Consider the following 24082-nt stretch of genomic DNA (forward strand, 5'->3'; position numbering starts at 1 on the left):
TGCGGAGCCAGCCCTATGAACGTCACATTCTCTGTCTACAGATACAATCCGGATGTTGATAACGTCCCCCATATGAAGGAATATCGTCTTGATATTCCTGAAGGTTCCGACATGATGGTGCTCGACGCACTGATCCAGTTGAAAGAGCTGGATCCCACGCTCGCCTTCCGCCGCTCTTGCCGCGAAGGGGTCTGTGGATCAGACGGTCTCAACATGAATGGCAAGAATGGTCTTGCCTGTATCACCCCGCTCTCCGACCTGCTGAAGAAGGGCAATAACGTCGTTATCCGCCCCTTGCCCGGCCTGCCGGTGATCCGTGATCTGGTGATCGACATGACCCAGTTCTACACCCAGTGGGAGAAGGTCAAACCCTTCCTCATCAATGATGACAAGTTGCCGCCGGTGCGTGAGCACCTGCAATCCCCCGAAGAGCGCGCCAAGCTTGACGGCCTGTACGAGTGCATTCTCTGTGCCTGCTGCTCCACTTCGTGCCCCTCCTTCTGGTGGAATCCCGACAAGTTCATCGGTCCGGCCGGGCTGCTCGCCGCCTACCGCTGGCTGGCTGACAGCCGCGACACCGCGACCACCGAACGATTGGGGAATCTGGACGACGCATTCAGCGTGTTCCGCTGCCATGGCATCATGAACTGCGTGAACGTCTGTCCGAAAGGCTTGAACCCGACCAAGGCGATTGGCCAGATCAAGTCGATGTTGCTCAATCGGGCTGTTTAGTATCAGGGCCGGCCAGGTGCTGGCCCGACCTCTGGATAGCCATCCGACCCATGGCAGGATGGCTATTTGACCCCTACAAGCTGCGCAGCAGTAACAAGAAGTACAAGGGATAGAAATGCATAACGGCGTGATGAAGGCCTGGTTGGAGTCATCTCACCTGGCTGGTGCGAATGCAAGCTATATCGAGGATTTGTACGAATCCTTCCTGGAAAATCCTGACTCCGTGTCCGACGAGTGGCGCAGCCTGTTTAGCGAGCTGCCCCAGGTCAATGGCCATGCGGTTGAACAACCCCACTCCCAGGTCCGCGATTATTTCCGTCGTCTGGCCAAGGATCCCTCTCGCTACAGTGCCCCCGTCTCCGATCCGCAAGTGGATGCCAAGCAGGTGCGGGTATTGCAGCTGATCAACGCCTTCCGTTTCCGTGGTCACCAGAATGCCAATCTGGACCCGCTGGGCTTGTGGCAGCGTGAAACCGTCGCTGAACTGGATCCCGCGTTCCACAACCTGCAGGGCGCAGATATGGAGGCCACCTTCAATGTGGGCTCCTACGCCATCGGTCGCGAGACCATGGTGCTCTCCGACCTCTACGCCTCGCTGAAGAAGACCTATTGCGGCTCCATCGGCGCCGACTACATGCACCTCACCTCCACGGAAGAGAAGCGCTGGCTGCAACAGCGTCTCGAATCCATTGAAGGGAAGGGGAGCTACACCCTCGAAGAGAAGACCCGTTTCCTCGAGAGCCTGACCGCCGCCGAAGGGCTGGAGAAATATCTGGGCGCCAAGTTCCCGGGAGCCAAGCGCTTCTCGCTGGAAGGTGGCGACGCCATGATCCCCATGCTCAAGGAGCTGATCCGTCGCGCCGGTGAGCAGGGCTGCAAAGAGGCCGTTATCGGTATGGCCCACCGCGGTCGCCTCAACGTGCTGATCAACGTGCTGGGCAAGCGCGCTCAGGATCTGTTCGACGAGTTTGCCGGCAAGCATGGTGAATCCTGGGGACCGGTGATGTGAAGTACCATATGGGCTTCTCCTCCGACTTCGCCACCCCGGGTGGCAACGTCCACCTGGCGCTGGCGTTCAACCCCTCTCACCTCGAGATCGTCAACCCTGTGGTCATCGGCTCGGTGCGTGCCCGGATGGATCGTCGCGGTGACAAAGATGGCTCCAGCGTGTTGCCCATCACCATTCACGGTGACTCGGCCATGGCCGGTCAGGGCGTGGTGGCCGAGACCTTCAACATGTCACAAACCCGTGCCTATGGCGTCGGTGGGACGGTGCGCATCGTCATCAACAACCAGGTCGGTTTCACCACCTCCTATATCCGTGACCTGCGTTCCACCGAATATTGCACCGACATCGCCAAGGCGGTGCAGGCGCCGGTGCTGCACGTCAACGGGGATGATCCGGAAGCCGTGGTGCTGGTTACCCAGATTGCACTGGATTACCGCAACACCTTCAAACGCGACGTGGTGATCGAGCTGGTCTGCTACCGTCGTCACGGTCACAACGAAGCGGATGAGCCGAGTGCAACCCAGCCGCTGATGTACCAGAAGATCAAGCAGCACCCGACCCCGCGCAAGATCTACGCCGATCAGCTGGTGGCCGAGGGGAGCCTCGCCCAGGAGCGGGCGACCGAACTGGTCAACGAGTATCGCGAAGCGTTGGATCGCGGCGAGCGGGTGAGCAAGGAGTGGCGGCCGATGGAGCTACACTCCGTCGACTGGACCCCTTATCTTGGCCACGACTGGAACATGGCCTATGACAGCACAGTGCCGATGGATCACCTCAAAGCCCTCGGCGAGCGGGTGAGCCAGTATCCGGCTACCCATGTGCTGCAGCGCCAGGTCGAGAAGATTTACGAAGACCGCCGTCTGATGGCCGCCGGCGAGAAGCTGGTGGATTGGGGCTTTGCCGAGACCCTGGCCTACGCCACTCTGGTGGACAAGGGGTCCCGCATCCGTTTTACCGGTGAAGACTCCGGCCGTGGCACCTTCTTCCATCGCCACGCCGTGCTGCACAACCAGACCGACGCCAGCACCTACACCCCGCTGTGCAACCTGCACGACGAGCAGGGGCCGTTCGAGATTTACGACTCGGTACTGACCGAGAACGCGGTTCTGGCTTTTGAATATGGCTACGCCAGTGCCGAGCCGGCCGGCCTCACCATCTGGGAAGCCCAGTTCGGCGACTTCGCCAACTGCGCCCAGGTCGTGGTGGATCAGTTCCTCTCCTCCGGCGAGCAGAAGTGGGGGCGGATGTGCGGCCTGACCATGTTGCTGCCGCACGGTTACGAAGGGCAGGGGCCGGAGCACTCCTCCGCCCGTCTGGAGCGTTATCTGCAGATGTGTGCCCAGCACAACATGCAGGTGTGCGTGCCCTCTACCCCGGCACAGGTATTCCACATGCTGCGTCGTCAGGTAGTGCGTCCGATGCGCCGTCCGCTCATCGTGATGACGCCCAAATCCCTGCTGCGCCACCCGCTGGCGGTGAGCAAGCTTGAAGAGCTGGCGGAAGGTACTTTCCAGAATGCCATTGGCGAGATCGATGCGCTGGATCCGAAAGCAGTCAAGCGTGTGGTGTTCTGCTCCGGCAAGGTCTACTACGACCTGCTCGATGCCCGTCGCAAGGCCGAGCAGCAAGATGTGGCACTGGTGCGGATCGAGCAGCTCTACCCCTTCCCGGAAGAGGAAGTGCGCGCCATTCTGGCCGATTACAGCCATGTCACCGACTTTGTCTGGTGTCAGGAAGAGCCGCAGAACCAGGGCGCCTGGTACTGCACCCGTCACCACTACGATGGCGTGCTGCCAGCCGGAGCCACCCTGCGTTATGCCGGTCGCCCTGCGTCAGCCTCACCGGCCGTTGGTTACATGTCCGTCCACGCCAAGCAGCAGAAAGCCTTGGTGGAAGATGCCCTTACTCTGGCCTAAGCCCTGAACAAGAAGTAACAAGGAACTGATTAGATGACTATCGAGATCAAGGTACCGGACCTGCCGGAATCAGTGGCGGATGCCACCATTGCCACCTGGCACAAGAAGCCGGGTGATATGGTTGCCCGTGACGAAGTGCTGGTCGACATCGAGACCGACAAGGTGGTGCTGGAAGTGCCGGCACCGCAAGCCGGTGTGCTGGGGGATATTCTGCAAGGGGAAGGGGCGACCGTGTTGTCCCGTCAACTGATTGCCATCCTCACCGCAGCCCCGGTGGCCGGTGAAGAGACCAAAGAGAAACCCACTGAAGCGGTGGCCGATGATGGTGCAGATGGCTTGAGCCCCTCGGTGCGCCGCCTGATTGGTGAGCACGACATCGACGTGACCAAGCTGACCGGTACCGGCAAGGGTGGTCGCATCACCAAGGATGATGTGGAAGCCTTCATCAAGGCCAAGAGCCAGCCTGCGGCAGCCGCACCGGTCGCAACTGCAGCCCCGGCAGCCAAGGTTGCCCCGCTGGGTGGTCGCACCGACAAGCGGGTACCGATGACCCGTCTGCGCAAGCGCATTGCCGAGCGTCTGCTGGAAGCGAAAAATACCACCGCCATGCTGACCACCTTCAACGAAGTCAACATGAAGCCCATCATGGATCTGCGCAAGCAGTACGGCGAGATCTTCGAGAAGAAGCACGGCATCAAGCTCGGCTTTATGTCCTTCTACGTGAAGGCGGTAGTTGAGTCCCTCAAGCGCTATCCGGAAGTGAACGCGGCGCTTGATGGCGATGACGTGGTTTACCACAACTACTTCGACGTTAGCATCGCCGTCTCGACCCCCCGTGGTCTGGTGACGCCGGTGCTGCGCGACTGCGACAACATGAGCCTGGCGGACATCGAGAAGGCCATCAAGGATCTGGCGGGCAAGGGCCGTGACGGCAAGCTGACCGTGGATGAACTGACTGGCGGCAACTTCACCATCACCAACGGTGGCGTGTTCGGCTCCCTGATGTCCACCCCGATCATCAACCCGCCCCAGAGCGCCATTCTGGGCATGCACAAGATCCAGGATCGTCCGATGGCCGTTGACGGCAAGGTCGAGATCCTGCCGATGATGTATCTGGCGCTCTCCTATGATCACCGTCTCATCGACGGACGCGAATCGGTAGGCTTCCTGGTCTCCGTCAAGGAGCTGCTGGAAGACCCGACCCGTCTGTTGCTGGACGTCTAAGCCTGTGGCACCCGGGCAAGGGGTTTGTGCCCCGAGCCGTATGTGCTGCTGGACGTTTGAGTAATACCCGAGCGATTGAAAGATAACGAGGGGCCGCCCAGGCCCCCATTCACAGGGGATTGAGAAACACCAGCCCCGGACGGAAATACCTACAACACGGATAGAGCATCTATGAATCTGCATGAATATCAGGCAAAACAGCTGTTTGCCGAGTATGGCCTGCCGGTCTCCGAAGGTTATGCCTGTGCTACCCCACAAGAAGCGGCCGAAGCGGCCGACAAGATTGGCGGCAATACCTGGGTCGTCAAATGCCAGGTACACGCCGGTGGCCGCGGTAAAGCGGGCGGCGTGAAAGTGGCCAAGAGCAAGGATGAGATCCGTGCTTTTGCCCAAAACTGGCTTGGCAAAAATCTGGTGACCTACCAGACTGACGCCAACGGCCAGCCGGTCACCAAGATCCTGGTGGAATCTTGCACCGACATCGCCAAAGAGCTCTACCTGGGCGCCGTGGTTGACCGTGGCTCTCGCCGCGTGGTCTTCATGGCCTCGACCGAAGGTGGCGTGGATATCGAGAAGATCGCCCACGAAACCCCCCATCTGATCCACAAGGCGGCTATCGATCCGCTGGTGGGTCCGCAGGCTTATCAGGCCCGCGAACTGGCCTTCAAACTGGGTCTGGTCGGCGATCAGATCAAACAGTTCACCAAGATCTTCATGGGTCTGGGCCAAATGTTCCTGGATTGCGATTTCGCGCTGCTGGAGATCAACCCGCTGGTGATCACCGCGCAGGGCAACCTGCACTGCCTGGATGGCAAGATTAACATCGACGCCAACGCCCTCTATCGTCAGCCCAAGCTGCGCGAAATGCACGACCCGTCACAGGATGACCCCCGCGAAGCGCACGCTGCCCAGTGGGAGCTCAACTATGTGGCCCTCGATGGCAACATCGGCTGCATGGTCAACGGCGCGGGTCTGGCCATGGGCACCATGGATATCGTCAACCTGCACGGCGGCAAGCCGGCCAACTTCCTTGACGTCGGCGGCGGCGCCACCAAAGAGCGGGTGACCGAGGCGTTCAAGATCATCCTCTCCGACAGCAACGTCAAAGCGGTGCTGGTCAACATCTTCGGCGGCATCGTGCGCTGCGACATGATCGCGGAAGGCATTATCGGTGCGGTCAAGGAAGTGGGGGTCAAGGTGCCCGTCGTGGTCCGTCTGGAAGGCAACAACGCCGAGCTGGGTGGTATCAAGCTGGCCGAGAGCGGCCTCAACATCATTGCGGCCAAGAGTCTGACCGATGCCGCGCAGCAAGTCGTCAAAGCAGCGGAGGCCAACTGATGAGCGTACTGATCAACAAGGACACCCGAGTCATCTGCCAGGGCTTTACCGGCGGTCAGGGTACTTTCCACTCCGAGCAGGCGCTCTCCTACGGCACCCAGCTGGTCGGCGGCGTCTCCCCGGGCAAGGGCGGCACCACCCATCTGGGCCTGCCGGTGTTCAACACCGTCCGTGACGCAGTCGAAGCGACCGGCGCCACCGCCACCGTCATCTATGTGCCGGCACCGTTCTGCAAGGACGCGATCCTGGAAGCGATCGACGCGGGCATCAAGCTCATCGTCACCATCACCGAAGGCATCCCGACGCTGGATATGCTGGACGTCAAAGTGAAGCTGCAAGAGACCGGCGTGCGGATGATCGGCCCCAACTGCCCAGGTGTGATCACCCCGGGTGAGTGCAAGATCGGCATCATGCCGGGCCACATTCACAAGCCGGGCAAGGTGGGCATCGTCTCCCGCTCCGGCACCCTGACCTACGAAGCGGTCAAGCAGACCACTGACGAGGGCTTTGGCCAGTCCACCTGCGTCGGTATCGGTGGCGACCCCATCCCGGGCTCCAACTTTATCGACATTCTGGAGATGTTCCAGAACGACCCGCAGACCGAAGCGATCGTGATGATTGGCGAGATCGGCGGCAACGCCGAGGAAGACGCGGCCGCCTATATCAAGGCTCACGTCACCAAGCCGGTGGTCTCCTATATCGCCGGTGTTACCGCGCCTCCCGGCAAGCGGATGGGCCACGCTGGCGCCATCATCTCCGGTGGCAAGGGTACCGCCGCCGAGAAATTTGCTGCGCTGGAAGATGCTGGCGTGAAAACCGTCCGCTCCCTGGCCGATATCGGCAAGGCTCTGCGCGAAGTGACCGGCTGGTAATTCCTGTTAGCCCGTTATCTCTAATAAAAATGCCGCCCAATGGGCGGCTTTTTTTATGGGTTTTAAAGTGGTTTGATTTAATCAATCATCGCGAGTCAGGCGCTAAACGAATTTTATTACAGGAGACCAGAAACAGTGTGGATACTAAAATAGTCTGCGATTTGAACTTGTCAGATTGATTTGTTCCTTTACCCATTGCATCGAGTGACCTGTTTGTGGGTAATGCTAAAAGTCATGCAAGGATGTCAGTGAGATAACGTAGTGTCAGGAGGACATAATGATTTCACGTATTTTGGGAATTGGCTGCCTTACCAGTATCTGCTTGCCAACAGCATGGGCGGCGGATTGCCCGAACAGGCAACCGGGGCAGCATCTAGAGTTTCTTGGGCGTTCGGCTGACAATTCGGTATCACTATGGCTTTCAAGTCCAGGTTCCGGCGGTAATTTTCGCCTCTCTGCTCCCGGGGTATCTGAAATCGATAGTTGGAATGCAAACCGCGCGTCGTTGCACTTGAGTGTCTCACCTGTAGTACTTGATGACCTTAACGGGACTCACAAACTGGATCTCCTCAATGCAGATGGTTCTTTCAACTGCTTCCTCGATTCGAGAAACCAGACCAATCCGGTATTTCCAAATATTCCCCCGATCGATGGGGGAGACAGTAACGGTGGCACTGGTGGCGGAACCGGCGGGGGGAGTGACCCGATCCGCAATATTGTGACCAGTATCAGTGCAGATGCCTTGATGGGCTATTTGAGCGGTTCCCTCAGTATTTCAGATCGTGTCGTTGTCGGGCTTGACCAATTTGAAGATATTGCCAGTCAAAAGGGGTTGTGGCAGGTATGGACTGATGTACGCCATACCGGAGTCTCCGATGATCGTAACGAGATAGACACATCTGGACATGCCAACAGCTTTTTGATCGGTATACACAGATCCCTTGGTAAAGACGGGCTGGGCGGTATTGCATTTGCCAATAGCAAAACCTCTCTTGGCACGTTTGGCAGTTCGGTACGAAATGAGGGGGACAGCTTCTTTGTTGGGCCATATGGTGGCTATAGGCTGGATACGCACTGGCTGCTGGATGGCTGGGCTGCATGGGGACGAACTGATAACGATACCGAACTCGATGTCCTTAAAGGGAGTTTCAAGACAACGACCGGGTTGATCTCAGCCAACCTGACCGGTGGCTACGACGTTGGTGAATATCTGCTGCGGCCCAAGCTTGCCCTCTTTTACAGTCACAATAAATCCGATGCGTTTGATTACACAGGCTCATTGCCTTATGCAAACCTGATTTATAACGTGACATTGCGGGTTAATGAAAACTCTTTTGAATATGCCACCAGTGAAGCATCAGGGGATATCAGTCGTATTTTCACCACAACCGATGGTGTTCAAATTATACCGGCCCTGCGTCTTGGGGTTCGTTATGATATTGAGCGTCCCAATGATGGTCAGATCCTGAATGAAAATCTAACAATGGAAAGTACGACCCCGTGGAGTGGATCTGCACGGATTGCACTGGCGGTAGCCCCTCAGCGTCATCAGCGTTTTGAAGTTATCACCGGTTATTACAGTATCGGGCGTCAGGACCTTGACCTCTGGGATATTAGATTTAACGCCGCAGTGAATTTTTAATTAGTGTTGTAACTATATATGTGCTGACCTTCTGGTCAGCACATTGTTATGGATGATTGCCGATGAAGATGTGGATAGCTCATCCACGATGAGGTCGCCTGAGAGGCCAAGCGTTAGAGCCTGGTGCAATATCAAGGTCAAGTGCAATAACTTATTTATCCGCCTTGCCCGCTGCATCGGCAAGTTTGGCAAGCTGTTTGTCATACCAGGCCACCGGGCGGTTCTCATCTTCCGCCCGCTCTTTGCGCCGGATGGCGTTGCGCACCGCCATGGCGCCCAGCCAGCGAAATGGCTCGGGCGGAAAATAGCCACGCGGGCCGCTGACCAGGGCGCATTCGCGCCACGGCTTGTCCTCCTCTCGCATCTCGTCTCTCACCAGGGCCGCCAGGATCTGTCCGCCCATCCAGCTCTGCGCCACCCCGTTGCCGGAGTAGCCGAGACCATAGACGATATTGGGCTGCCCTCGCCAGTGGCCGAAGAAGGGGAGGCCATCTACCGAGCGGTCGGAGGCGCCGCACCAGCTGGCGGCGATGGGCACCTCTTTAAGCGCCGGAAAGAAGCGGCGCAGGGTGCGGGTGAGGGGGGCAAGATAACGGCTGGGGGCATCAAACTCGGCCAGATGGCGGTTGGCAAAGGCGAAGGTGTTGCCCCCCTTGCCCAGCATCAGCCGCCCTTGCGGGGTGGAGCGGTAGTAGTGGACAAAGGTGCGGCCATCCACCACGCTGCGGCCGTGCTCAAGCTGCTGGGCAGCCAGTGTATCCGGCGCGGGGTCGGTTATCACCATATCGGAGGAGACCAGCACGATACTGCGGCGAAACTCGCGAAAGTGCTGCACCATGGCGCTGTTGAGGGCCAGTACCACCTTGCGGGCACGTACCTCACCTTGCGGTGTTTGCACCCGCGCTGGCTGGCCCGCCTCAAGGCGCTGCATGGGGGAGTGCTCATAGACCTCGATCCCCAGTTCCCGCGCTACCCGCAGCAGGCCGCGCACCAAGAGCGCCGGTTGCACCGAGCCCGCGTGGGGGCTGTAGAGCCCCTCCAGATGAACGTGGGAACCGCACTGGCTCGCCAGTTCACCCTCTTCAATCGCCTGCCACTGGTTAAGGTCTGCGCGCTGTAGCTCCCGCAATACCGGCTCCATCAGGCCACGCTGGGCCTCGCTGGTGGCGGTGTAGCAGGTGCCCTCGACCCTCAGCTCTGCCTCTATGTTGTGCGTTTCGCAGAAGTGGGCGATCTCGTGCACCGCCTGCTCGGATCTTTGTACCAGCCAGGCTGCCTGCTGCTCGCCAAAGAGGCGCCTTAACGTCAAATACTTGGCCGACCAGGTGAGCAAACAGCCGCCGTTGCGCCCGGAGGCGCCGCTGCCGCAGCGATCTTTTTCCAGCACTATGACGTGCAGGTGGGGCTCGGCCTGTTTAAGGGCGATGGCGCTCCACAGCCCGGTAAAGCCGCCACCGACGATGCAGACATCGGCCTCGTGGTTGCCGACTAGGGGCGTGGGCGGTGCGGGTTGTTCGGCGGCGAGCGCTTCGGCCAGCCAGAAGGGGAGAGTGGACATGATGACTCCTCGATAAGGTTATTGGTGGCGCCAGCGCTGGGTGCGATCCAGCAGGGCGCGGCTCAAAAAGAGCTGGAGCAGCTTGACGGTGGCGGCGGCCAGCAGGATCAGGGTGGCCATGGCGGCAGCCGCGGCGGTATCGCCGGAATCCTCCATGTTGAGCACGGCGATGGAGGCGAGCACGCTGTCGCTCGAGTAGAGGAAGATCACCGCCGAGGTGGTGGTCATGGCGTTGACGAACAGGTAAATGAAGATCTCCAGCAGCGCGGGCAGGGAGGCGGGCAGGGTGACTCGCCAGAACGCCTTCCAGAGCGGAATGCGCAATGAGATGGCCACCAGCTCCAGCTCCTTGGGCAACTGCTTGAGGCTGGTCAGCGCCGTCATATGGCCCACCGTGTAGTAGTGGATGACGCAGGAGAGCACCATCAGCGGCAGGGTGCCGTATAGGCCGCCAAAGAGCGGATTGCCGTTGAAAAAGAAGATATAACCCAGCCCCAGCACCATGCCGGGCACCGCCAGCGACAGCATGGCAAGCAGATGTAGCAATTGGCGCAGCGGCGCAAAGTGGCGCCCCTTCTCCTGCGCCCAGGCCAGCACCATCACCAGCACGGTGCCGATAAGCGCGGTATAGAGGCCCAGCTGCAAGGTGTTGGTAAAGGGCTGCCAGCCGTAGACGCTATTGCTGTCAAAGGCGTAGTGATCCAGCGTCAGCTCGAGGTTGTAGGGCCAGAACTGCACCAGGGAGCCGTAAACCGCCATCCCCACCAGCGCCAGAAACAGCAGGGCCCAGAGGGTACACCAGCCGAGCGCCAGCAGGTCACGCAGCCGATGGGGTTTGGGCTGATAGGGCACCGCCTTGGTGCTGCTCTGCTCCTGCATCTTGCTGCGCACTCTGTGCTCCAGGGCAAAGCTCACGAGCGCCGGCAGCAGCAGGGTGACGCTGGCAACGGCGCCCAGCGAGAAGTTCTGCATCCCGATCACCTGCCGGTAGATGTCGGTGGCCAGCACGCTGTACTGGCCGCCAATCACCTTGGCAACCCCGAAGTCGCAGATGGTGAGGGTGAAGACCGCGATGGCTGCGCTGAGCAGGCCATAACGGGCGGTAGGCAGGGTGACGGTGACAAAGGTGCGCCAGCCGCTGCTGCCCAGCACCCGGGAGGCTTCATAGAGGCGGGCGTCGCTCTGGCCGAGCGCCGTGATAAGGATCATCAGGGCGTGGGGGAAGCACCAGAAGCCAAGGCCAATGACGATGCCGATGGGGCCGTAGATGCTCTCGCCGCCGAGCAGCCCCTTGGCGATCCCCTGATTGCCAAACCAGTAGACCAGACTGATGGCGGGCAACAGGGAGGGCATCAACAGCGGGATCAAACCGATGAGGCGAAACAGGGGCTTGCCCGGCATGCAGGTGCGGGTGAGGGCATAGGCGTAGCCAAAGGCGAGGGTCACCACCAGCGAGGTGATCAGCACCCCGAGCCAGAGGGTGTTGCCAATGGTGCGCCCCAGATGAGGGGAGTCGAAGTAGGCGCTGAAGTTGGCAAGGCCCACCCAGAGTCCGTTCTCATCCTGCAGGCTCTTTTGCAGCATGGTGAGCAGCGGCAGCAGCAGACCGCCGGTGAGCAGGGCGATGCCGAGCACCAGCAGGATCAGTTGCAGCAGCTGATCCCGGCTCCAGCCGCGACAAAGCCGCGACCAACGAGAGTCTTGGCGAGCTGTCGCTGGCGGCAACAGGGAGGAGGTCGCAAAGGGGGCTGTCATGGGCGATCTCCTTCAAACAGCTGCATCGCCGCGGCGGGCCAGTGCAGCGAGCAGCGCATGCCGCTGCGCCAGCCACCCTGTTCGTGGCGGGGCAGCTCGTGGGTCGGGCGCTCCACCAGAATTTGCTGCGGGCCCAGATAGGTGTCGGCGGTGCAGATAAGACGCTGGGCAGCGCCGAGAAACTCCACCTGATCGATGGTTGCTTCAACGCCATGTTGGCCAAGATATGGCTCGCTCGGCGCACTCAGGGTGATTGCCTCGGGGCGGATCGCCACCTGCAATTTGCTGCCGGCCGCCGCCAGGTTGGCAAGAGTCAGCGGTTGTTCGTTTAGGCGCACCTGAGTAGGGCTCAGCACCAGGGTGTCGAGGAAGTTCATGGTGCCGACAAAGCTTGCCACGAAACGGCTGGCAGGCTGGTGGTAGATCTCCTGCGGAGTGCCCACCTGCACGATGCGGCCGCCTTCCATCACCACGATGCGATCGGCCATGGTCAGCGCCTCTTCCTGATCGTGGGTCACCATGATGGTGGTGATGCCAAGGCGCTGCTGCAGGGCGCGGATCTCGCTGCGAAGGTGGGTGCGCACCAGCGCATCCAGCGCGCTGAGCGGTTCGTCCAGCAGCAACAGACCGGGGGAGAGGGCCAAGGCCCGGGCCAGCGCCACCCGCTGCTGCTGGCCGCCGGAGATCTGGCTCGGGTATTTGTGGGACTGGGCAGTGAGATCCACCAGCCCCAGCCAGTGGTCCACCCGCTCCTTGATGAGATCCCGCGCCAACCCCTGATTCTCAAGGCCGAAGGCGATGTTCTGGGCCACCGTCAGGTTGGGGAAGAGAGCATAGGACTGAAACACGATGCCAAAATCGCGCTCCTGGGGCGGTAGGCGGGAGATATTGCTCCCCCCTTGCCAGATCTCGCCGCTGTCCGGCAGATCCAGTCCGGCGATGGCTCTGAGCAGAGTGGTCTTGCCGCAGCCGGAGGGGCCGAGAAAGCAGATAAACGCCCCCGGCTCAATGGTCAGAGAGATCCCCTTGAGGGCCTGAAAAGCACCGAACTGCTTGTTGAGATGTTGAATGTCCAGATAGGGCTGGGTCATGGTTCGACTCGCTACTGATTTGGTATATACCAGTTTGCGGGTGAAGTGTGACGGTCAGGTGATCGGGGGATGACAGCTTGATGACAGTCAAATGAGATCGGGTCGCCAGCAAGTGGTTGGGCCCTGTGTGGATGGACTAAGCATCGCTAATTGAAGGCACTACACACTCGGGAAGTTAAAACCAAAAAGCGAAGGCCAACAGCTGTTGGCCTTCGACTGGCAGTTTATTGGCAGCGGTGTGTCTGGCGTGAACAAACCGCCGCCCTTCACGCTTACTGTTTGGCTTCGGTCTTGCCGTCGAAGCTGGCGCTCCACTGGGCCAGGATGGCGTTACGCTCGCGGGCTGCCCAGCTAAAGTCGTTGTCGATCATCTGGCCTTTGATATCCGCCGGATAGCCCGCTCTCGGTTGGGCTACATCGGGGATGGCGACCACGGCGAACGACTTGTTGTAGAGGGCGTTGGCCTGTTCGGTGGCGGCAAAATCGAGCAGCTGTTTGGCGGCATCCAGCTTGGGGGTGCCCTTGATGATGGCGGCAGCTTCCATATCCCAGCCCGACCCCTCTTTCGGGAACACCACCTCGATGGGGGCACCCTTGGCTTTGAGGCTGGTAGCCGGGAAGTCGAAGGAGATACCGATCACCGTTTCACCGCTGGCGGCCAGCTTGCAGGGGGCGGAGCCCGAGTGGGTGTAACGGTCGATGTTCTGGTGCAGGCCGTTCATGAATTGCCAGCCCTGCTGCTCGCCCATGGTCTGCAGCCAGCCAGCAACGCTCAGGTAACCGGTGCCGGAGGAGCTGGGGTTGGGCATGATCACCTTGCCCTTGTAGATGGGCTTGGTGAGGTCGGCCCAACTGGTGGGGGCCGGGATCCCCTGTTTCTCCGCTTCTACCTTGTTGAAGCAGATGGCGCTTAAGAAGGCGTCCAGACCGATCCAGTGCGGCTCGGCCTTACTGTCGCGAAAGCGGCTGTCGAGCTTCTCCAGTCCTTTCGGTGCATAGGCATTGAGCATCTGCTGCTGATCGAGCTGCATCAGGCTGGTGGCGGCCAGTCCCCACACCACATCCGCCTTGGGCTGCGCTTTTTCTGCCAGCAAGCGGGCGGTGACCACGCCGGTGGAGTCACGCACCCACTTGATGTTGATATCCGGATGCTGGCGTTCGAACGCGGTTTTCAGCTCGTTGAGCTGCTCCGGTTCGAAGGCGGTGTAGACGGTGAGATCGGTCGCGGCCAGTGCCGGGGCGGTCATGGCAGCCAGCACGGCGGCGGCCAGCAGATGGGTTCCCTGTTTCATCCTCTTCTCCAGTTAAATTGGTTTGGTATAAACCAGATTGGTCGAGAGAGAGGCTAGGGGATCTTTATGACGTGACCGTGACAGCCCCGTGACGTTTTGCCGTTCCTGATTTATCCGTGACTAATCCTGAGTATCCACCTCTATCTCCAGACTGTCGTGGCGCCAGTACTCCAGATCGAAGTCGAGCACCCGGCCGTGCTGATCGAAGTTGAGTCGCTCAAGGCGCAGGGCGGGCAGACCGGCAGTGGCTCCCAGCGCCTTGGCCACCTCGTCCGGCAGGGCGGTGGGGAAGAAACGCACCTGCATGCGGGCGTAGTGGAGATCGTAATGGGCCTGGTAGATCTCGGTCAGACTGCCGTTGAGATCCAGCTCCAGCAGGCCGGGCACCCGCTCTGGCAGGCAGTGGTTCTCGCAGTAGCAGATGGCGCGTCCGTTGGCGTAGCGCAGACGTTTTAGCAGAAACAGGCTGTCGAACGGCTTGAGCTGCAACTGCGCCATCAACGCGGGCGGCACCGCCTGGCGGCTTTTCTCCAATAGCTCGGTACGCGGCTCACCCCCTTGCTCCCGCACTATCTGGTGAAAGTTGGAGGTGCGTCTGGGGTTCAAGCGAAAGCGTGGCGGGGTGACGAACCAGCCGCGGCGATCCTCCCGATAGATAAGGCCGTTCGCCTCCAACTGCACCAGCGCCTCGCGGATGGTGACTCTTGTGGTGCCATAGAGTTCTCCCAGCAGGCGCTCGGAGGGGAGCTTGTCGTTGGGGGCCAGACCCCCCGCCAGGATCTGGTTGGCGAGGGCATCCTTGATCTGCAGATATTGCGGTTTGCTCATGAAAATCCCTGGTTTTGCAATAAGTTGTGCAATAAGTTGTGCAATGAGTTGGGCAATGGGCTGGGCACAGGGCAGGTCATCTACCCGGTCGTTACACGGCAACATCAACATGCGTTGGTAGATACCAGCATCGCCCCTGTTGTTCAGGCCTCCTAGATTATCGCGATCCCGGCGCTGAAAATGAATTTTTTGTTGCACGTAGCGCCACCCCTTTGACCTTGACGGGGGAGTTACCCACAATGCGCTCATTCTGGTATATACCAAAAGGAGCGAAGTCATGACCCATATTCCTGCGGCCCCTGCCGCCGTCGATTACCTGCTGCTGACCCCGGGCCCCCTCTCGACCACCGCGACTGTGCGTGCCGCCATGCTGCAAGACAGCTGTACCTGGGATGCGGACTACAACCAGGGGGTGGTGGAGCCCATCCGCCGCGAGCTGGTGCGCCTCGCCACTGGCCCTGAATATGAAAGTGACTACAGCGCCGTGCTGCTGCAGGGGAGTGGCAGCTATGTGGTGGAGAGCGTGCTGGGCTCGGCGATAGGCGTCGATGAGTGTCTGCTGATCATCAACAACGGCGCCTACGGTGCCCGCATGGGGGAGATGGCCCGCTGCCTTGGCCTGCGCCACCACGAGCTCGATTGCGGCGAGACGACCCGCCCGGAGCCCGCCGCCATCGAGTCGATACTGGCGCGCCACCCCGAGATCACCCATCTGGCCATGGTGCACTGCGAGACCACCACCGGTATGCTCAACCCCCTTGAGGAGGTAGCTGAGCTCTGCCAGCGCCGCGGCATCCGCCTGATCGTCGATGCCATGAGCAGCTTTGGCGGCATCCCCATCGACATGGGGCGACTTGGCATCGAGTTTCTTATCAGCTCGGCCAACAAGTGCATTCAGGGGGTGCCGGGCTTTGGCTTCGTCATCGCCCGCCGCGCTGCGCTGGCGGCCTGCGCCGGTCGCGCCCGCTCGGTCTCCCTCGACCTGCACGCCCAGTGGCAGACCATGGAGCAGCAGGGGGGCAAGTGGCGCTTTACCTCGCCCACCCATACCGTGCTTGCCTTTGCCCAGGCCCTGCGCGAGCTGGACGAAGAGGGGGGCATTGCTGCCCGTCATCAGCGCTACAGCGAGAACCAGCGCACCCTGGTGGCGGGGATGGCTGCCCTCGGCTTTGCGCCGCTGCTGCCCGAGCAGTGGCAATCTCCCATCATCACCGCCTTCTACTCTCCGACCCACCCGGACTACCGCTTCGCCGACTTCTACCAGCGGCTCAAGGCGCAGGGCTTTGTCATCTATCCAGGCAAAGTCTCGCAAGCCGATTGCTTCCGTATCGGCAATATCGGTGATGTGACCCCTGAGCGGGTGCGCGATCTGCTCGCCGCCATGGCCAGCGCCTGCTACTGGCAGGGGGCTGCGTGATGACCAGCATGGCGCCTCACGGTTGCGTTCAGCACGACCATAAGCTGCACGGCAGCGGCCGCGCCGACAGCGAAGGGGATATCAACCTTGGCGAGGGGCGGGCGTTCTGGTGGGCAGGTCAGAGCGAAGAGGTACAGGCCGGATTGGCGGAGGATAGCCGCTACTTCCTCCATCAGGCCCTCTCCACCCCCTGTCTCGATCTGCTTGAGGGGGCGCAGGGGAGCTGGCTGACCAGCGTATCGGGCAAGTGTTACCTCGATTTTCACGGCAACAGCGTCCATCAGTTGGGGCACGGTCACCCCAGGGTGGTAGCCGCGGTGCAGCAGCAACTTGCCGATCTGCCGTTTGCGCCCCGCCGCTACACCCATCAGGTTGCCATCGACTGCGCCTGCACTCTGGCCGAACTGGCCCCCGGCGATCTCAACAGGGTGCTGTTCGCCCCCGGCGGCAGCGAGGTGGTGGGGATTGCCCTGAAGCTCGCCCGTTTCATCACCGGCAACAGCAAGGTGGTGTCCCTGTGGGATGCCTTTCACGGCGCCTCCCTCGATGCCATCTCGGTCGGCGGCGAGGCCTGTTTTCGCGCCGGCATGGGCCCCTTGATGGCCGGAGTGGAGCGCATCCCGCCGCCCACCCGTTATCGAGGCGTCTGGTATCGCGGGGAGGGGGATGATGTGCACTACGCCGATTATCTGGAGTACGTCATCGAGAAGGAGGGGGGGCTCGGCGCTTTTATCGCCGAGCCCATCCGCAACACCGACGTACAGGTGCCCTCGAAGGCCTACTGGCAGCGGGTAAGGGAGATCTGCGATCGCCACAAGGTGCTGCTGATTGTCGACGAGATCCCCAATGCCCTGGGGCGCACCGGCAATTGGTTCAGCTTTGAAGAGTTCGGCATCGAACCCGACATCATCTGTCTGGGTAAGGGGCTGGGGGGCGGGGTGGTACCGTTTGCGGCTCTCATTACCCGCGACCGTTTCAATCAGGCTGCGGCCATCTCGCTCGGTCACTACACCCACGAGAAGAGCCCTATCGGCTGCGCGGCGGCGCTCGCTACCATCGCGACCATCCGCGAAGAGGGGTTGCTGGTAAAAGCGCAGGAGGATGGCCGTTTTATGGCGGCCGAGCTCGGCAAGTTGGCCGAACGTCACCCGCTGATCGGGCAGGTGCGCGGTATCGGCCTCCTGTGGGCGCTCGATCTGGTGGTCGATCACCAGAGCCGCACCCGCAATAGCCAGGCCGCCGAGCGGCTGCTCTACCGCTGTCTGGAGCTGGGGCTCAGCTTCAAGGTCTCCCAGGGGAACGTCATCCAGCTCTCGCCACCGCTCAATATCGCCCGCGCCGATCTGGTGCGCGCCATTTCTATTCTCGATCGCGCATTGGGCGAGATCGCACTTTCACCGAAACAGGAACACCACCATGACTGACTTGCAGATTGCTGTAGATCCGATCACCGACGTAGAGGCGCTGATCCTCGACTGGGCCGGCACCGTCGTCGATTTTGGCTCCTTCGCCCCCACCTCCATCTTCGTCGAGGCCTTCGCCCGCGCCTATGACTTCCCCGTGATTCTGGACGAAGCACGCCAGCCCATGGGCCTTGGCAAGTGGGATCATATCGCCGCGCTGGGCCGTCTGCCCTCGGTGGATGCGCGCTGGCAGGCTCGCTTCGGCCATCCTATGAGCCACGCCGAGGTGGACCACATTTATCACACCTTTATGCCGCTGCAGATTGCCGCCGTGACCCGCTTTGCCGCCCCCATCCCCGGTGTGCTGCCGGTGCTGGATGCTTTGCGGGGGCAGGGGCTGCGAATCGGCTCCTGTTCCGGTTACCCCCGTCCGGTGATGGAGGCGCTGGTACCTGCGGCGGCCGATCACGGCTATCGGCCGGATCACTGGGTCGCCACCGATGACCTCAAAGCCGGTGGTCGCCCCGGTCCCTGGATGGCGCTGGCCAACGTAATTGAGCTCGGAGTGAGTGCGGTGCATCGCTGCATCAAGGTGGATGACGCCGTGCCGGGTATCAGCGAAGGGCTTAACGCGGGCATGTGGACGGTGGGATTGTCGGTTTCCGGCAACGAATTTGGTGCCACTTGGGAAGAGTTTGCCGCCATGAGCGAGGCGGAGATCGCCGCCCGGCGCGCACCGGCCGAGGCCAAACTGCGGGCGGCGGGGGCACACTATGTGATTGATACCCTGGCCGACATCGCCCCGGTTATCGCCGATATCAACCGCCGTCTGGCGGCTGGCGATCGGCCGTAGGCCATCTGCTTGGTCTATCAAAAGCGCTTGGCTGGTTTAGATACAACACGCCCCCATCCGGGGGCGTGTTGTATTTACAGGGGGAAGCCGTGCGCGGTCAGCGGATATCGACCCGCATCAGGGGAGAAGGGGCGTTGTCGACAAAGTGGTGCCAGATATGGTCGTAGAGCGCCTTCTGGCCGGGGAAACTCACCAGCGCCTTGGCTTCGGTCAGAGAACACCAGCGATAGTCTGTGTGCTCGTCGTTGAGGGTCACCTCCTGATTGGGCGGGCAATAGACCACAAAGACCGGCACCACCTCCACCGTATTCAAGCTCGCCTCGTAGAACTGCTCCAGATACTGGCCGTTGTAGAGTTCGGTGACCCTGATCCCCGTCTCTTCGCCAAACTCCCGAATAATGGTCTGCCAGCCGGTTTCACCCGCCTCCACCGTGCCTGCCACATGACACCAGAAGCCCCCCTTGACCCGTTTCATCACCAGCAATTTGGTTTCGCCATCGACAGTGGTAAGGGCAACGCCAGAGACGGCCTTGCAGCGAATGGGGATCATGATCTTCTCTCCGGGTTTGGGCTCTGTGATAGCCATGAACAGTGTGAAGGCGTGTTAATTGAAATACGCCTCGGCGGGCAGGCCCATGACCTCTATTTCATTCAGGCCATTTTTGGCCAGATAGTTGGCCACCAGATTGAACCCCACCCAGTAACCGGCATATTTGGGAAATGGCCGGTTATCACGGCAGTAGAAAAAGTCAAAAAAGTTGAACTGCTTGCTGGACAGATGGGGCGTCATCTCTGCCAGGAGCGCTTGCCAGTCATGGTGCTGAGACGCCTTGAACAGCGAGGGGGGGGGTGCCACCATTGAACCTCTGCTCAAAGTAGCAGGCCAGCCCTTCAAAAATCAGGTTTTCGGCCAGTGTTTCTGCTTCCACCTTGTTCTTCTTTTGCACGATATGGTGGACTTCGTGGGCCAGCACGGCAGGCAATTCGGTGATGATCACCTCTTTGATATCGGGCCGTTCCAGATCAAGCTGGAGTTCTATTCGATACATGTTGATGGCCCAGCCACCGATACCCGAGCCGGGAGCATCCCCCTCGGCAAAAGGGCTGAAGGTGACATCCAGTTGGGAGAGATCGAACAAGGCATTCAGTTTGTGCGCCGTCTCGGCAAAGACGTGCCTAATGGTGTCATCGAGCCCATCGAATTTGCCCGAGTCGTTTAACAGGGTGAGTTGCATCCAGACATCCTTGTCTATTGAAAGAGGGGGCTGAGCCACTTGCGTGGTCGCGGCGCCATATCACCACGATTACCCTCCTTCAATCAAGGGGTTACCCGCCAATTATGCTTGCCGTCTGGATCGCCTCGATCAGTGCAGCCCGGTTGATGCGAGGGCGCTCGCCATCGAGCAGTTGCTGCCACAGCGCAATGGCCTGGCTGTAGCGGCCATGCAGGAAGTGATCGGAGGCGAGCAGCATCAGGGCGCTCACTTCCCCCGCGTCCTGCTTGAGGGCGCTCTCCAGCAGGCGGGTTGCCTCGGGAGTCAGCTGCTGGCCCGCCTGATAGTAGAGCACGGTGGCTTGCGCGGCTTGAGTCGCCGCGCTGGCCCCCCCTCCAGCAGAGCGAGACGTTGGTAGGCGAGCAGGGCGTTGTCATATTCGCCGCGATAGAGATAGAGCTGGCCGAGCGCCGCCCAGCTGTCGAGATCGGCGGGGCTGCGTTGAAGCTTCTGATGCAGACTCCCCAGCTCCTTGTCCTGCAGATCCCGCGGGCTCAACCCCGCCAGCGGATCGGGACGGGATGCATAATCCTGCCATGCCTGATAGCGGCCGGTGCTGAGATACACAGCGGCAACGGCTACGCATGCCATGATGCCAAGCAGCAACAAGGCCCGCCCGTGCCGATGATTGCGGCCGCGATTGTCATGCTGGCTGGCCAGTTGCGCGCGCAGGGTCAGCTCAGCCGCCGGGATGGCGTTGGCCAGGCGGGCGGCGCTTAGCTCCCTGTAGAGTGGTTGGTCGGGGGAGAGGCCTGTCTGCTCCCCGTGCATGATCAGCAAATTCAATTCGCTGCGCGGATCGGCCGCGGGTTGAGGGGAGGCCTCAACGATGGCCTTAACGGCAGGGATGGGTTGCGCCTTTGTGCGCGTCAGGCGGCGAAACAGGATCAACAGCGCCAGCCCCAACAGTAGCAGGGGGCCGCCCCACAGCAGCGCCGTGCTGGCCTTTAAGGGGGGATCATAGCGGACGAAATCGCCGAAGCGCTCCGTCATGCGGGCGATCACCTGCTCATCAGACTGTCCCTTGTCCACCCAGCGGTAGACCTCTAGCCGCAGATCTCGGGCGATGGGGGAGTTGGACTCCACCAGATTCTGGTTCTGGCACTGGGGGCAGCGCAGGGCGCGGGCCAATTCCTGAGCGCGGTTTTGCAACTCGGGGTGGCGAAATTGATAGGTATCGACCCCGCTGGAATATGCAGTTGCACTCAGCAGCATGCCGAGGGCCAGCAGGGTGCAGGCAAGAGAACGGCGCATCATGGCTGTGTCTCCCGAGCTGATATTGCAATAGTTGGTGCAGTAGTGGCGGCCTTCATTTGCGCATCCGCTCGCGCCTTGTCCAGCAGCGGGACAAACTGGCGTTGCCAGATGTTCTGGGTGAGCTCGCCGGTATGGCGGGCAAGCAGGGCGCCATCGGCGTCAAACAGATAGGTTTCCGGCGTGCCGTAGACGCCGAGCTCCAGCGCGAGTCGGCCGTCGGGGTCGGCCAGCACAGCGCGATAGGGATTGCCCGTCTGTGCGAGCCAGGCTCGGGCGGCGTCTCCCTTGTCCCGGTAGTTGAGGCCGTAGAGGGGCACGGCGCTGGCCAGATCACCCAGCAGCGGATGCTCGGCGCGGCAGTTGGCGCACCAGCTGGCCCAGACGTTAAGGACAAAGGGTTCGCCCTTGAGGCTGGCGGTCTGGATCGGACTCCCGTCCAGCAGATTGTCGCTCTGCCACGCAGGCAGGGTACGCCCGAGCGTCGCTTCATCTTGGCTATATGGATTGTTGCCAAGGCCGAGCCAGAGCAGAGTGCCGAGCCCCAGAGTAAGGAGCAGGGGAAGAAAGAGACGCAGGCGGGATCTCATAACGCCTCCTGTTCGAGCCGTTGATGGGAGGTGCGAACCGCAACGGAACGAGAGGCAAGCAAGGGGCAACGGGCGAGCAGGCGCAGGGTGCCGCCCGCCATCATCAACAGGCCGCCGAACCAGATCCAGCGCACCAGCGGCTTGTAGTGCAGCCGCATGGCATAGGCATCTGGTCCCATCTTCTCACCCAGTACCACGTAGAGATCGCCGAACATTCCCCACGCGATGCCGGGTTCGTTCATGTTCATGGTGCGAACGCTGTAATGGCGCCGCTCCGGCGTCAGCCGCGCCACCTCTTTACCGTTCTTGTGCACGCTAAGCGTGATCCGCTCGGCGGTATAGTTGGGGCCGATCACCGGCTCGCGCCCCTCATAGCGAAACTCGAAGGCGCCGAGTTGGTAGGGTTGGTTGGCACCAAGCACAGTGCCCCCCTCCTGACTGTGGTCACTCACCTGCGCGATGCCAAGGGCGCACACCGCTACCCCAAGGTGGGCCAGCAAGCTGCCGAGCCGATTGAGGGTGAGCTCGCGCAACGACGTCGGTTGCAAGAGCGGGAGCAACAGACTGGCCATCAGCCAGAGGCTCACCATATTGGCGAGGATGCCAATCCAGCTACCGGAAAACGATCCCTGTTCCAGATAGGCAAGGCTAATGAGCCCGCCGCCAAGCAGCCCAAACAGCGGCGGCAACAGAGCGTTGAGTCGGGAATGTGGCGCAAGCTGCTGCCAGCGCAGGCGCGGCAGCTGGGTCATCAGCGCCATCAGGCAGAGGGCCAGCGGCACGAAGATGGTATTGAAATAGGGGGCGCCCACCGAGAGCGAACCCAGATGGAGCGACTGGAACACCATGGGGTAGAAGGTGCCGAGCAGCACGCTGGCGCAGGCCACGCAGAGCAGCAGGATGGCGGCGCCGAGCAGCCCCTCTTTTGACAGCAAGCCAAAGCGGGCATAGGGGGCGCGAATGTCCGCCCGCAGGGCAAACAGGGTGAGGGCGCAGGTCAATAGCAAGCCGAGCAGTAACAAGAGGGTGAGGCCGCGGCTGGGGTCGACTGCAAAGGCGTGCACCGAGGTGAGCACCCCGGAGCGCACCACAAAGGTGCCGAGCAGGCTCAAGGCGAAGGTGAAGATGGAGAGCAACAGCACGGCGTGGCCGTAGGCGCCGCGCTTCTCGCAGACGACAAGAGCGTGCAGCAATGCAGTGCCGAGCAGCCAGGGCAGCAGGGAGGCGTTTTCTACCGGATCCCAGAACCACCAGCCGCCCCAGCCCAGTTCGTAATAGGCCCACCAAGAGCCCAGCACGATACCGGCGGTGAGAAACACCCAAGAGCCGAGCGCCCAGGGGCGGCTCCAGTGGGCAACGGCGCCATCCAGTCTGCCCGAATGGAGCGCCGCCATGGCGAAGGCGAAGTTGACCGCAAAGCCGACGTAGCCGAGATAGAGCAGGGGTGGGTGGATGATAAGGCCGATATCCTGCAGCATGGGGTTGAGATCGCGCCCCTCCTGCGGCCCCGGAAACTGGCGGTCAAACGGGCTGGAGAAGATCAGGGTATAGAGGCCGAACAGCCCGACGATCAGCCCCATTATGGCCAATACCCGGGCTGTGATCAGCGGATCGACCCGCCTGGAGCAAAGGGCCACCAGGGCGCCCCACAGCCCCAGCGCAAACACGAAGAACAGCATGGAGCCCTCGTGGCCGCCCCACACCGCCGCCAGCTTGAAGCCAAGGGGCAGGGCGCTGTTGGCGTGCTGGGCCACATAGCTGACGGTGAAATCATCCTGGCCAAAGCAGCTGGCGAGCAGCAGCAGGGAGGCCCCGAGCAGGAGCGCGACCAGGAGGGCCAGCGGCTTTACGCAGCCGAGCAGCGGGCGTGAGGCGAGCAGTAATCCCAGCCAGGGCAGTGTGCCCTGCAGCAAAGAGAGTGCCGCCGCCAGCAACAGTGAGAGATAGCCGAGCTCCGCCAGCACACAACCTCCGGTTCAATCTTTGATCTCATTCATGTCATGGCACACACGCCGCGTCGTCTCCCTTTGGCGG

18 protein-coding genes and 2 pseudogenes are annotated in these 24082 nt (G+C 61.1%); 9 read left to right on the top strand and 11 right to left on the bottom strand.

What is annotated here, in order from left to right; genetic code table 11:
• Nucleotides 1–15 precede the first annotated feature (15 nt).
• The 6 genes and pseudogenes from ACTG2W_RS00885 (at nucleotide 16) to ACTG2W_RS00910 (ending at nucleotide 8733) form a co-directional block, all read left to right on the top strand.
• Nucleotides 16–732, top strand: coding sequence for a succinate dehydrogenase iron-sulfur subunit (locus tag ACTG2W_RS00885; RefSeq protein WP_005333549.1), 717 nt, complete (start codon nucleotides 16–18; stop codon nucleotides 730–732).
• 115 nt (nucleotides 733–847) lie between these two features.
• Nucleotides 848–3657: pseudogene (sucA, locus tag ACTG2W_RS00890) on the top strand (2-oxoglutarate dehydrogenase E1 component).
• Between the two features lie 33 nt (nucleotides 3658–3690).
• Complete coding sequence (odhB, locus tag ACTG2W_RS00895; RefSeq protein WP_106843816.1) at nucleotides 3691–4881, top strand: 2-oxoglutarate dehydrogenase complex dihydrolipoyllysine-residue succinyltransferase; 1191 nt, start codon at nucleotides 3691–3693, stop codon at nucleotides 4879–4881.
• A gap of 171 nt (nucleotides 4882–5052) precedes the next feature.
• A complete protein-coding gene (gene sucC / locus ACTG2W_RS00900; protein ID WP_005361097.1) occupies nucleotides 5053–6219 on the top strand; it encodes an ADP-forming succinate--CoA ligase subunit beta in 1167 nt (388 codons plus the stop codon).
• Nucleotides 6219–7091, top strand: coding sequence for a succinate--CoA ligase subunit alpha (gene sucD, locus ACTG2W_RS00905; protein ID WP_005346088.1), 873 nt, complete (start codon nucleotides 6219–6221; stop codon nucleotides 7089–7091). The genes sucC and sucD overlap by 1 nt, the downstream gene beginning before the upstream one ends.
• Before the next feature lie 277 nt (nucleotides 7092–7368).
• Nucleotides 7369–8733, top strand: a complete 1365-nt coding sequence (locus ACTG2W_RS00910) for an autotransporter outer membrane beta-barrel domain-containing protein (RefSeq protein WP_106843817.1) — start codon at nucleotides 7369–7371, stop codon at nucleotides 8731–8733.
• Between the two features lie 151 nt (nucleotides 8734–8884).
• Here ACTG2W_RS00910 and ACTG2W_RS00915 read toward each other — a convergent pair whose 3' ends face one another.
• The 5 genes from ACTG2W_RS00915 to phnR form a co-directional block, all read right to left on the bottom strand.
• Complete coding sequence (locus ACTG2W_RS00915; RefSeq protein ID WP_440015972.1) at nucleotides 8885–10291, bottom strand: FAD-dependent oxidoreductase; 1407 nt, start codon at nucleotides 10289–10291, stop codon at nucleotides 8885–8887.
• An 18-nt stretch (nucleotides 10292–10309) separates the two neighbouring features.
• Nucleotides 10310–12046: a putative 2-aminoethylphosphonate ABC transporter permease subunit gene (locus tag ACTG2W_RS00920; protein WP_440015973.1), complete on the bottom strand. Its 1737-nt coding sequence runs from the start codon at nucleotides 12044–12046 to the stop codon at nucleotides 10310–10312.
• Nucleotides 12043–13137 carry a putative 2-aminoethylphosphonate ABC transporter ATP-binding protein gene (locus tag ACTG2W_RS00925; protein ID WP_128835603.1) on the bottom strand — a complete coding sequence of 365 codons (1095 nt, stop codon included), beginning with the start codon at nucleotides 13135–13137 and terminating at the stop codon, nucleotides 12043–12045. The genes ACTG2W_RS00920 and ACTG2W_RS00925 overlap by 4 nt, the downstream gene beginning before the upstream one ends.
• Before the next feature lie 272 nt (nucleotides 13138–13409).
• A complete protein-coding gene (locus ACTG2W_RS00930) occupies nucleotides 13410–14429 on the bottom strand; it encodes a putative 2-aminoethylphosphonate ABC transporter substrate-binding protein (protein WP_106843821.1) in 1020 nt (339 codons plus the stop codon).
• Between the two features lie 120 nt (nucleotides 14430–14549).
• Nucleotides 14550–15257: a phosphonate utilization transcriptional regulator PhnR gene (phnR, locus tag ACTG2W_RS00935; protein WP_005300236.1), complete on the bottom strand. Its 708-nt coding sequence runs from the start codon at nucleotides 15255–15257 to the stop codon at nucleotides 14550–14552.
• A gap of 277 nt (nucleotides 15258–15534) precedes the next feature.
• On the opposite strand from phnR, the gene phnW reads away from it, so the two are divergent.
• Genes phnW through phnX form a run of 3 tightly spaced genes read left to right on the top strand, consistent with a single transcriptional unit; the run spans nucleotide 15535 to nucleotide 18930 of the window.
• Complete coding sequence (phnW, locus tag ACTG2W_RS00940) at nucleotides 15535–16674, top strand: 2-aminoethylphosphonate--pyruvate transaminase (protein ID WP_106843822.1); 1140 nt, start codon at nucleotides 15535–15537, stop codon at nucleotides 16672–16674.
• Nucleotides 16674–18098 (top strand): aspartate aminotransferase family protein, encoded by a 1425-nt coding sequence (locus ACTG2W_RS00945; RefSeq protein ID WP_106843823.1) that lies wholly within the window; start codon nucleotides 16674–16676, stop codon nucleotides 18096–18098. Before phnW ends, ACTG2W_RS00945 begins: the two co-directional genes overlap by 1 nt.
• A complete protein-coding gene (gene phnX / locus ACTG2W_RS00950; RefSeq protein ID WP_106843824.1) occupies nucleotides 18091–18930 on the top strand; it encodes a phosphonoacetaldehyde hydrolase in 840 nt (279 codons plus the stop codon). The genes ACTG2W_RS00945 and phnX overlap by 8 nt, the downstream gene beginning before the upstream one ends.
• 97 nt (nucleotides 18931–19027) lie before the next feature.
• Here the strand turns inward: phnX and ACTG2W_RS00955 are convergent, their stop codons facing one another.
• From ACTG2W_RS00955 to nrfE, 6 genes and pseudogenes are all read right to left on the bottom strand, one after another.
• The gene (locus ACTG2W_RS00955) at nucleotides 19028–19480 is read right to left on the bottom strand and encodes an NUDIX hydrolase (RefSeq protein WP_106843825.1); all 453 of its coding nucleotides are present in this window, start codon (nucleotides 19478–19480) and stop codon (nucleotides 19028–19030) included.
• Between the two features lie 54 nt (nucleotides 19481–19534).
• Nucleotides 19535–19720, bottom strand: coding sequence for a DUF2268 domain-containing putative Zn-dependent protease (locus ACTG2W_RS00960; protein WP_272939158.1), 186 nt, complete (start codon nucleotides 19718–19720; stop codon nucleotides 19535–19537).
• A gap of 22 nt (nucleotides 19721–19742) precedes the next feature.
• On the bottom strand, nucleotides 19743–20165 hold the full coding sequence (locus ACTG2W_RS00965) for a DUF2268 domain-containing putative Zn-dependent protease (protein ID WP_272939159.1): 423 nt from the start codon (nucleotides 20163–20165) through the stop codon (nucleotides 19743–19745).
• Between the two features lie 91 nt (nucleotides 20166–20256).
• Nucleotides 20257–21461 (bottom strand): annotated as a pseudogene (gene nrfF, locus ACTG2W_RS00970) (heme lyase NrfEFG subunit NrfF).
• Nucleotides 21458–22048: a DsbE family thiol:disulfide interchange protein gene (locus ACTG2W_RS00975; protein ID WP_106843827.1), complete on the bottom strand. Its 591-nt coding sequence runs from the start codon at nucleotides 22046–22048 to the stop codon at nucleotides 21458–21460. The pseudogene nrfF and the gene ACTG2W_RS00975 overlap by 4 nt, the downstream one beginning before the upstream one ends.
• Nucleotides 22045–24012, bottom strand: a complete 1968-nt coding sequence (nrfE, locus tag ACTG2W_RS00980) for a heme lyase NrfEFG subunit NrfE (protein ID WP_106843828.1) — start codon at nucleotides 24010–24012, stop codon at nucleotides 22045–22047. Before nrfE ends, ACTG2W_RS00975 begins: the two co-directional genes overlap by 4 nt.
• Nucleotides 24013–24082 lie beyond the last annotated feature (70 nt).

This window comes from Aeromonas sp. 96A, from assembly GCF_051919165.1.
Taxonomy (GTDB): domain Bacteria; phylum Pseudomonadota; class Gammaproteobacteria; order Enterobacterales; family Aeromonadaceae; genus Aeromonas; species Aeromonas veronii.

Coding starts and splice junctions, on each gene's coding strand:
- phnX (WP_106843824.1), top strand. CDS start 18,091: ATGACTGACTTGCAGATTGCTGTAGATCCGATCACCGACGTAGAGGCG.
- ACTG2W_RS00945 (WP_106843823.1), top strand. CDS start 16,674: ATGACCAGCATGGCGCCTCACGGTTGCGTTCAGCACGACCATAAGCTG.
- ACTG2W_RS00975 (WP_106843827.1), bottom strand. CDS start 22,048: ATGAGATCCCGCCTGCGTCTCTTTCTTCCCCTGCTCCTTACTCTGGGG.
- ACTG2W_RS00965 (WP_272939159.1), bottom strand. CDS start 20,165: ATGCAACTCACCCTGTTAAACGACTCGGGCAAATTCGATGGGCTCGAT.
- phnW (WP_106843822.1), top strand. CDS start 15,535: ATGACCCATATTCCTGCGGCCCCTGCCGCCGTCGATTACCTGCTGCTG.
- ACTG2W_RS00930 (WP_106843821.1), bottom strand. CDS start 14,429: ATGAAACAGGGAACCCATCTGCTGGCCGCCGCCGTGCTGGCTGCCATG.
- odhB (WP_106843816.1), top strand. CDS start 3,691: ATGACTATCGAGATCAAGGTACCGGACCTGCCGGAATCAGTGGCGGAT.
- ACTG2W_RS00885 (WP_005333549.1), top strand. CDS start 16: ATGAACGTCACATTCTCTGTCTACAGATACAATCCGGATGTTGATAAC.
- ACTG2W_RS00915 (WP_440015972.1), bottom strand. CDS start 10,291: ATGTCCACTCTCCCCTTCTGGCTGGCCGAAGCGCTCGCCGCCGAACAA.
- ACTG2W_RS00925 (WP_128835603.1), bottom strand. CDS start 13,137: ATGACCCAGCCCTATCTGGACATTCAACATCTCAACAAGCAGTTCGGT.
- sucD (WP_005346088.1), top strand. CDS start 6,219: ATGAGCGTACTGATCAACAAGGACACCCGAGTCATCTGCCAGGGCTTT.
- ACTG2W_RS00920 (WP_440015973.1), bottom strand. CDS start 12,046: ATGACAGCCCCCTTTGCGACCTCCTCCCTGTTGCCGCCAGCGACAGCT.
- ACTG2W_RS00910 (WP_106843817.1), top strand. CDS start 7,369: ATGATTTCACGTATTTTGGGAATTGGCTGCCTTACCAGTATCTGCTTG.
- sucC (WP_005361097.1), top strand. CDS start 5,053: ATGAATCTGCATGAATATCAGGCAAAACAGCTGTTTGCCGAGTATGGC.
- ACTG2W_RS00960 (WP_272939158.1), bottom strand. CDS start 19,720: ATGACGCCCCATCTGTCCAGCAAGCAGTTCAACTTTTTTGACTTTTTC.
- phnR (WP_005300236.1), bottom strand. CDS start 15,257: ATGAGCAAACCGCAATATCTGCAGATCAAGGATGCCCTCGCCAACCAG.
- ACTG2W_RS00955 (WP_106843825.1), bottom strand. CDS start 19,480: ATGATCCCCATTCGCTGCAAGGCCGTCTCTGGCGTTGCCCTTACCACT.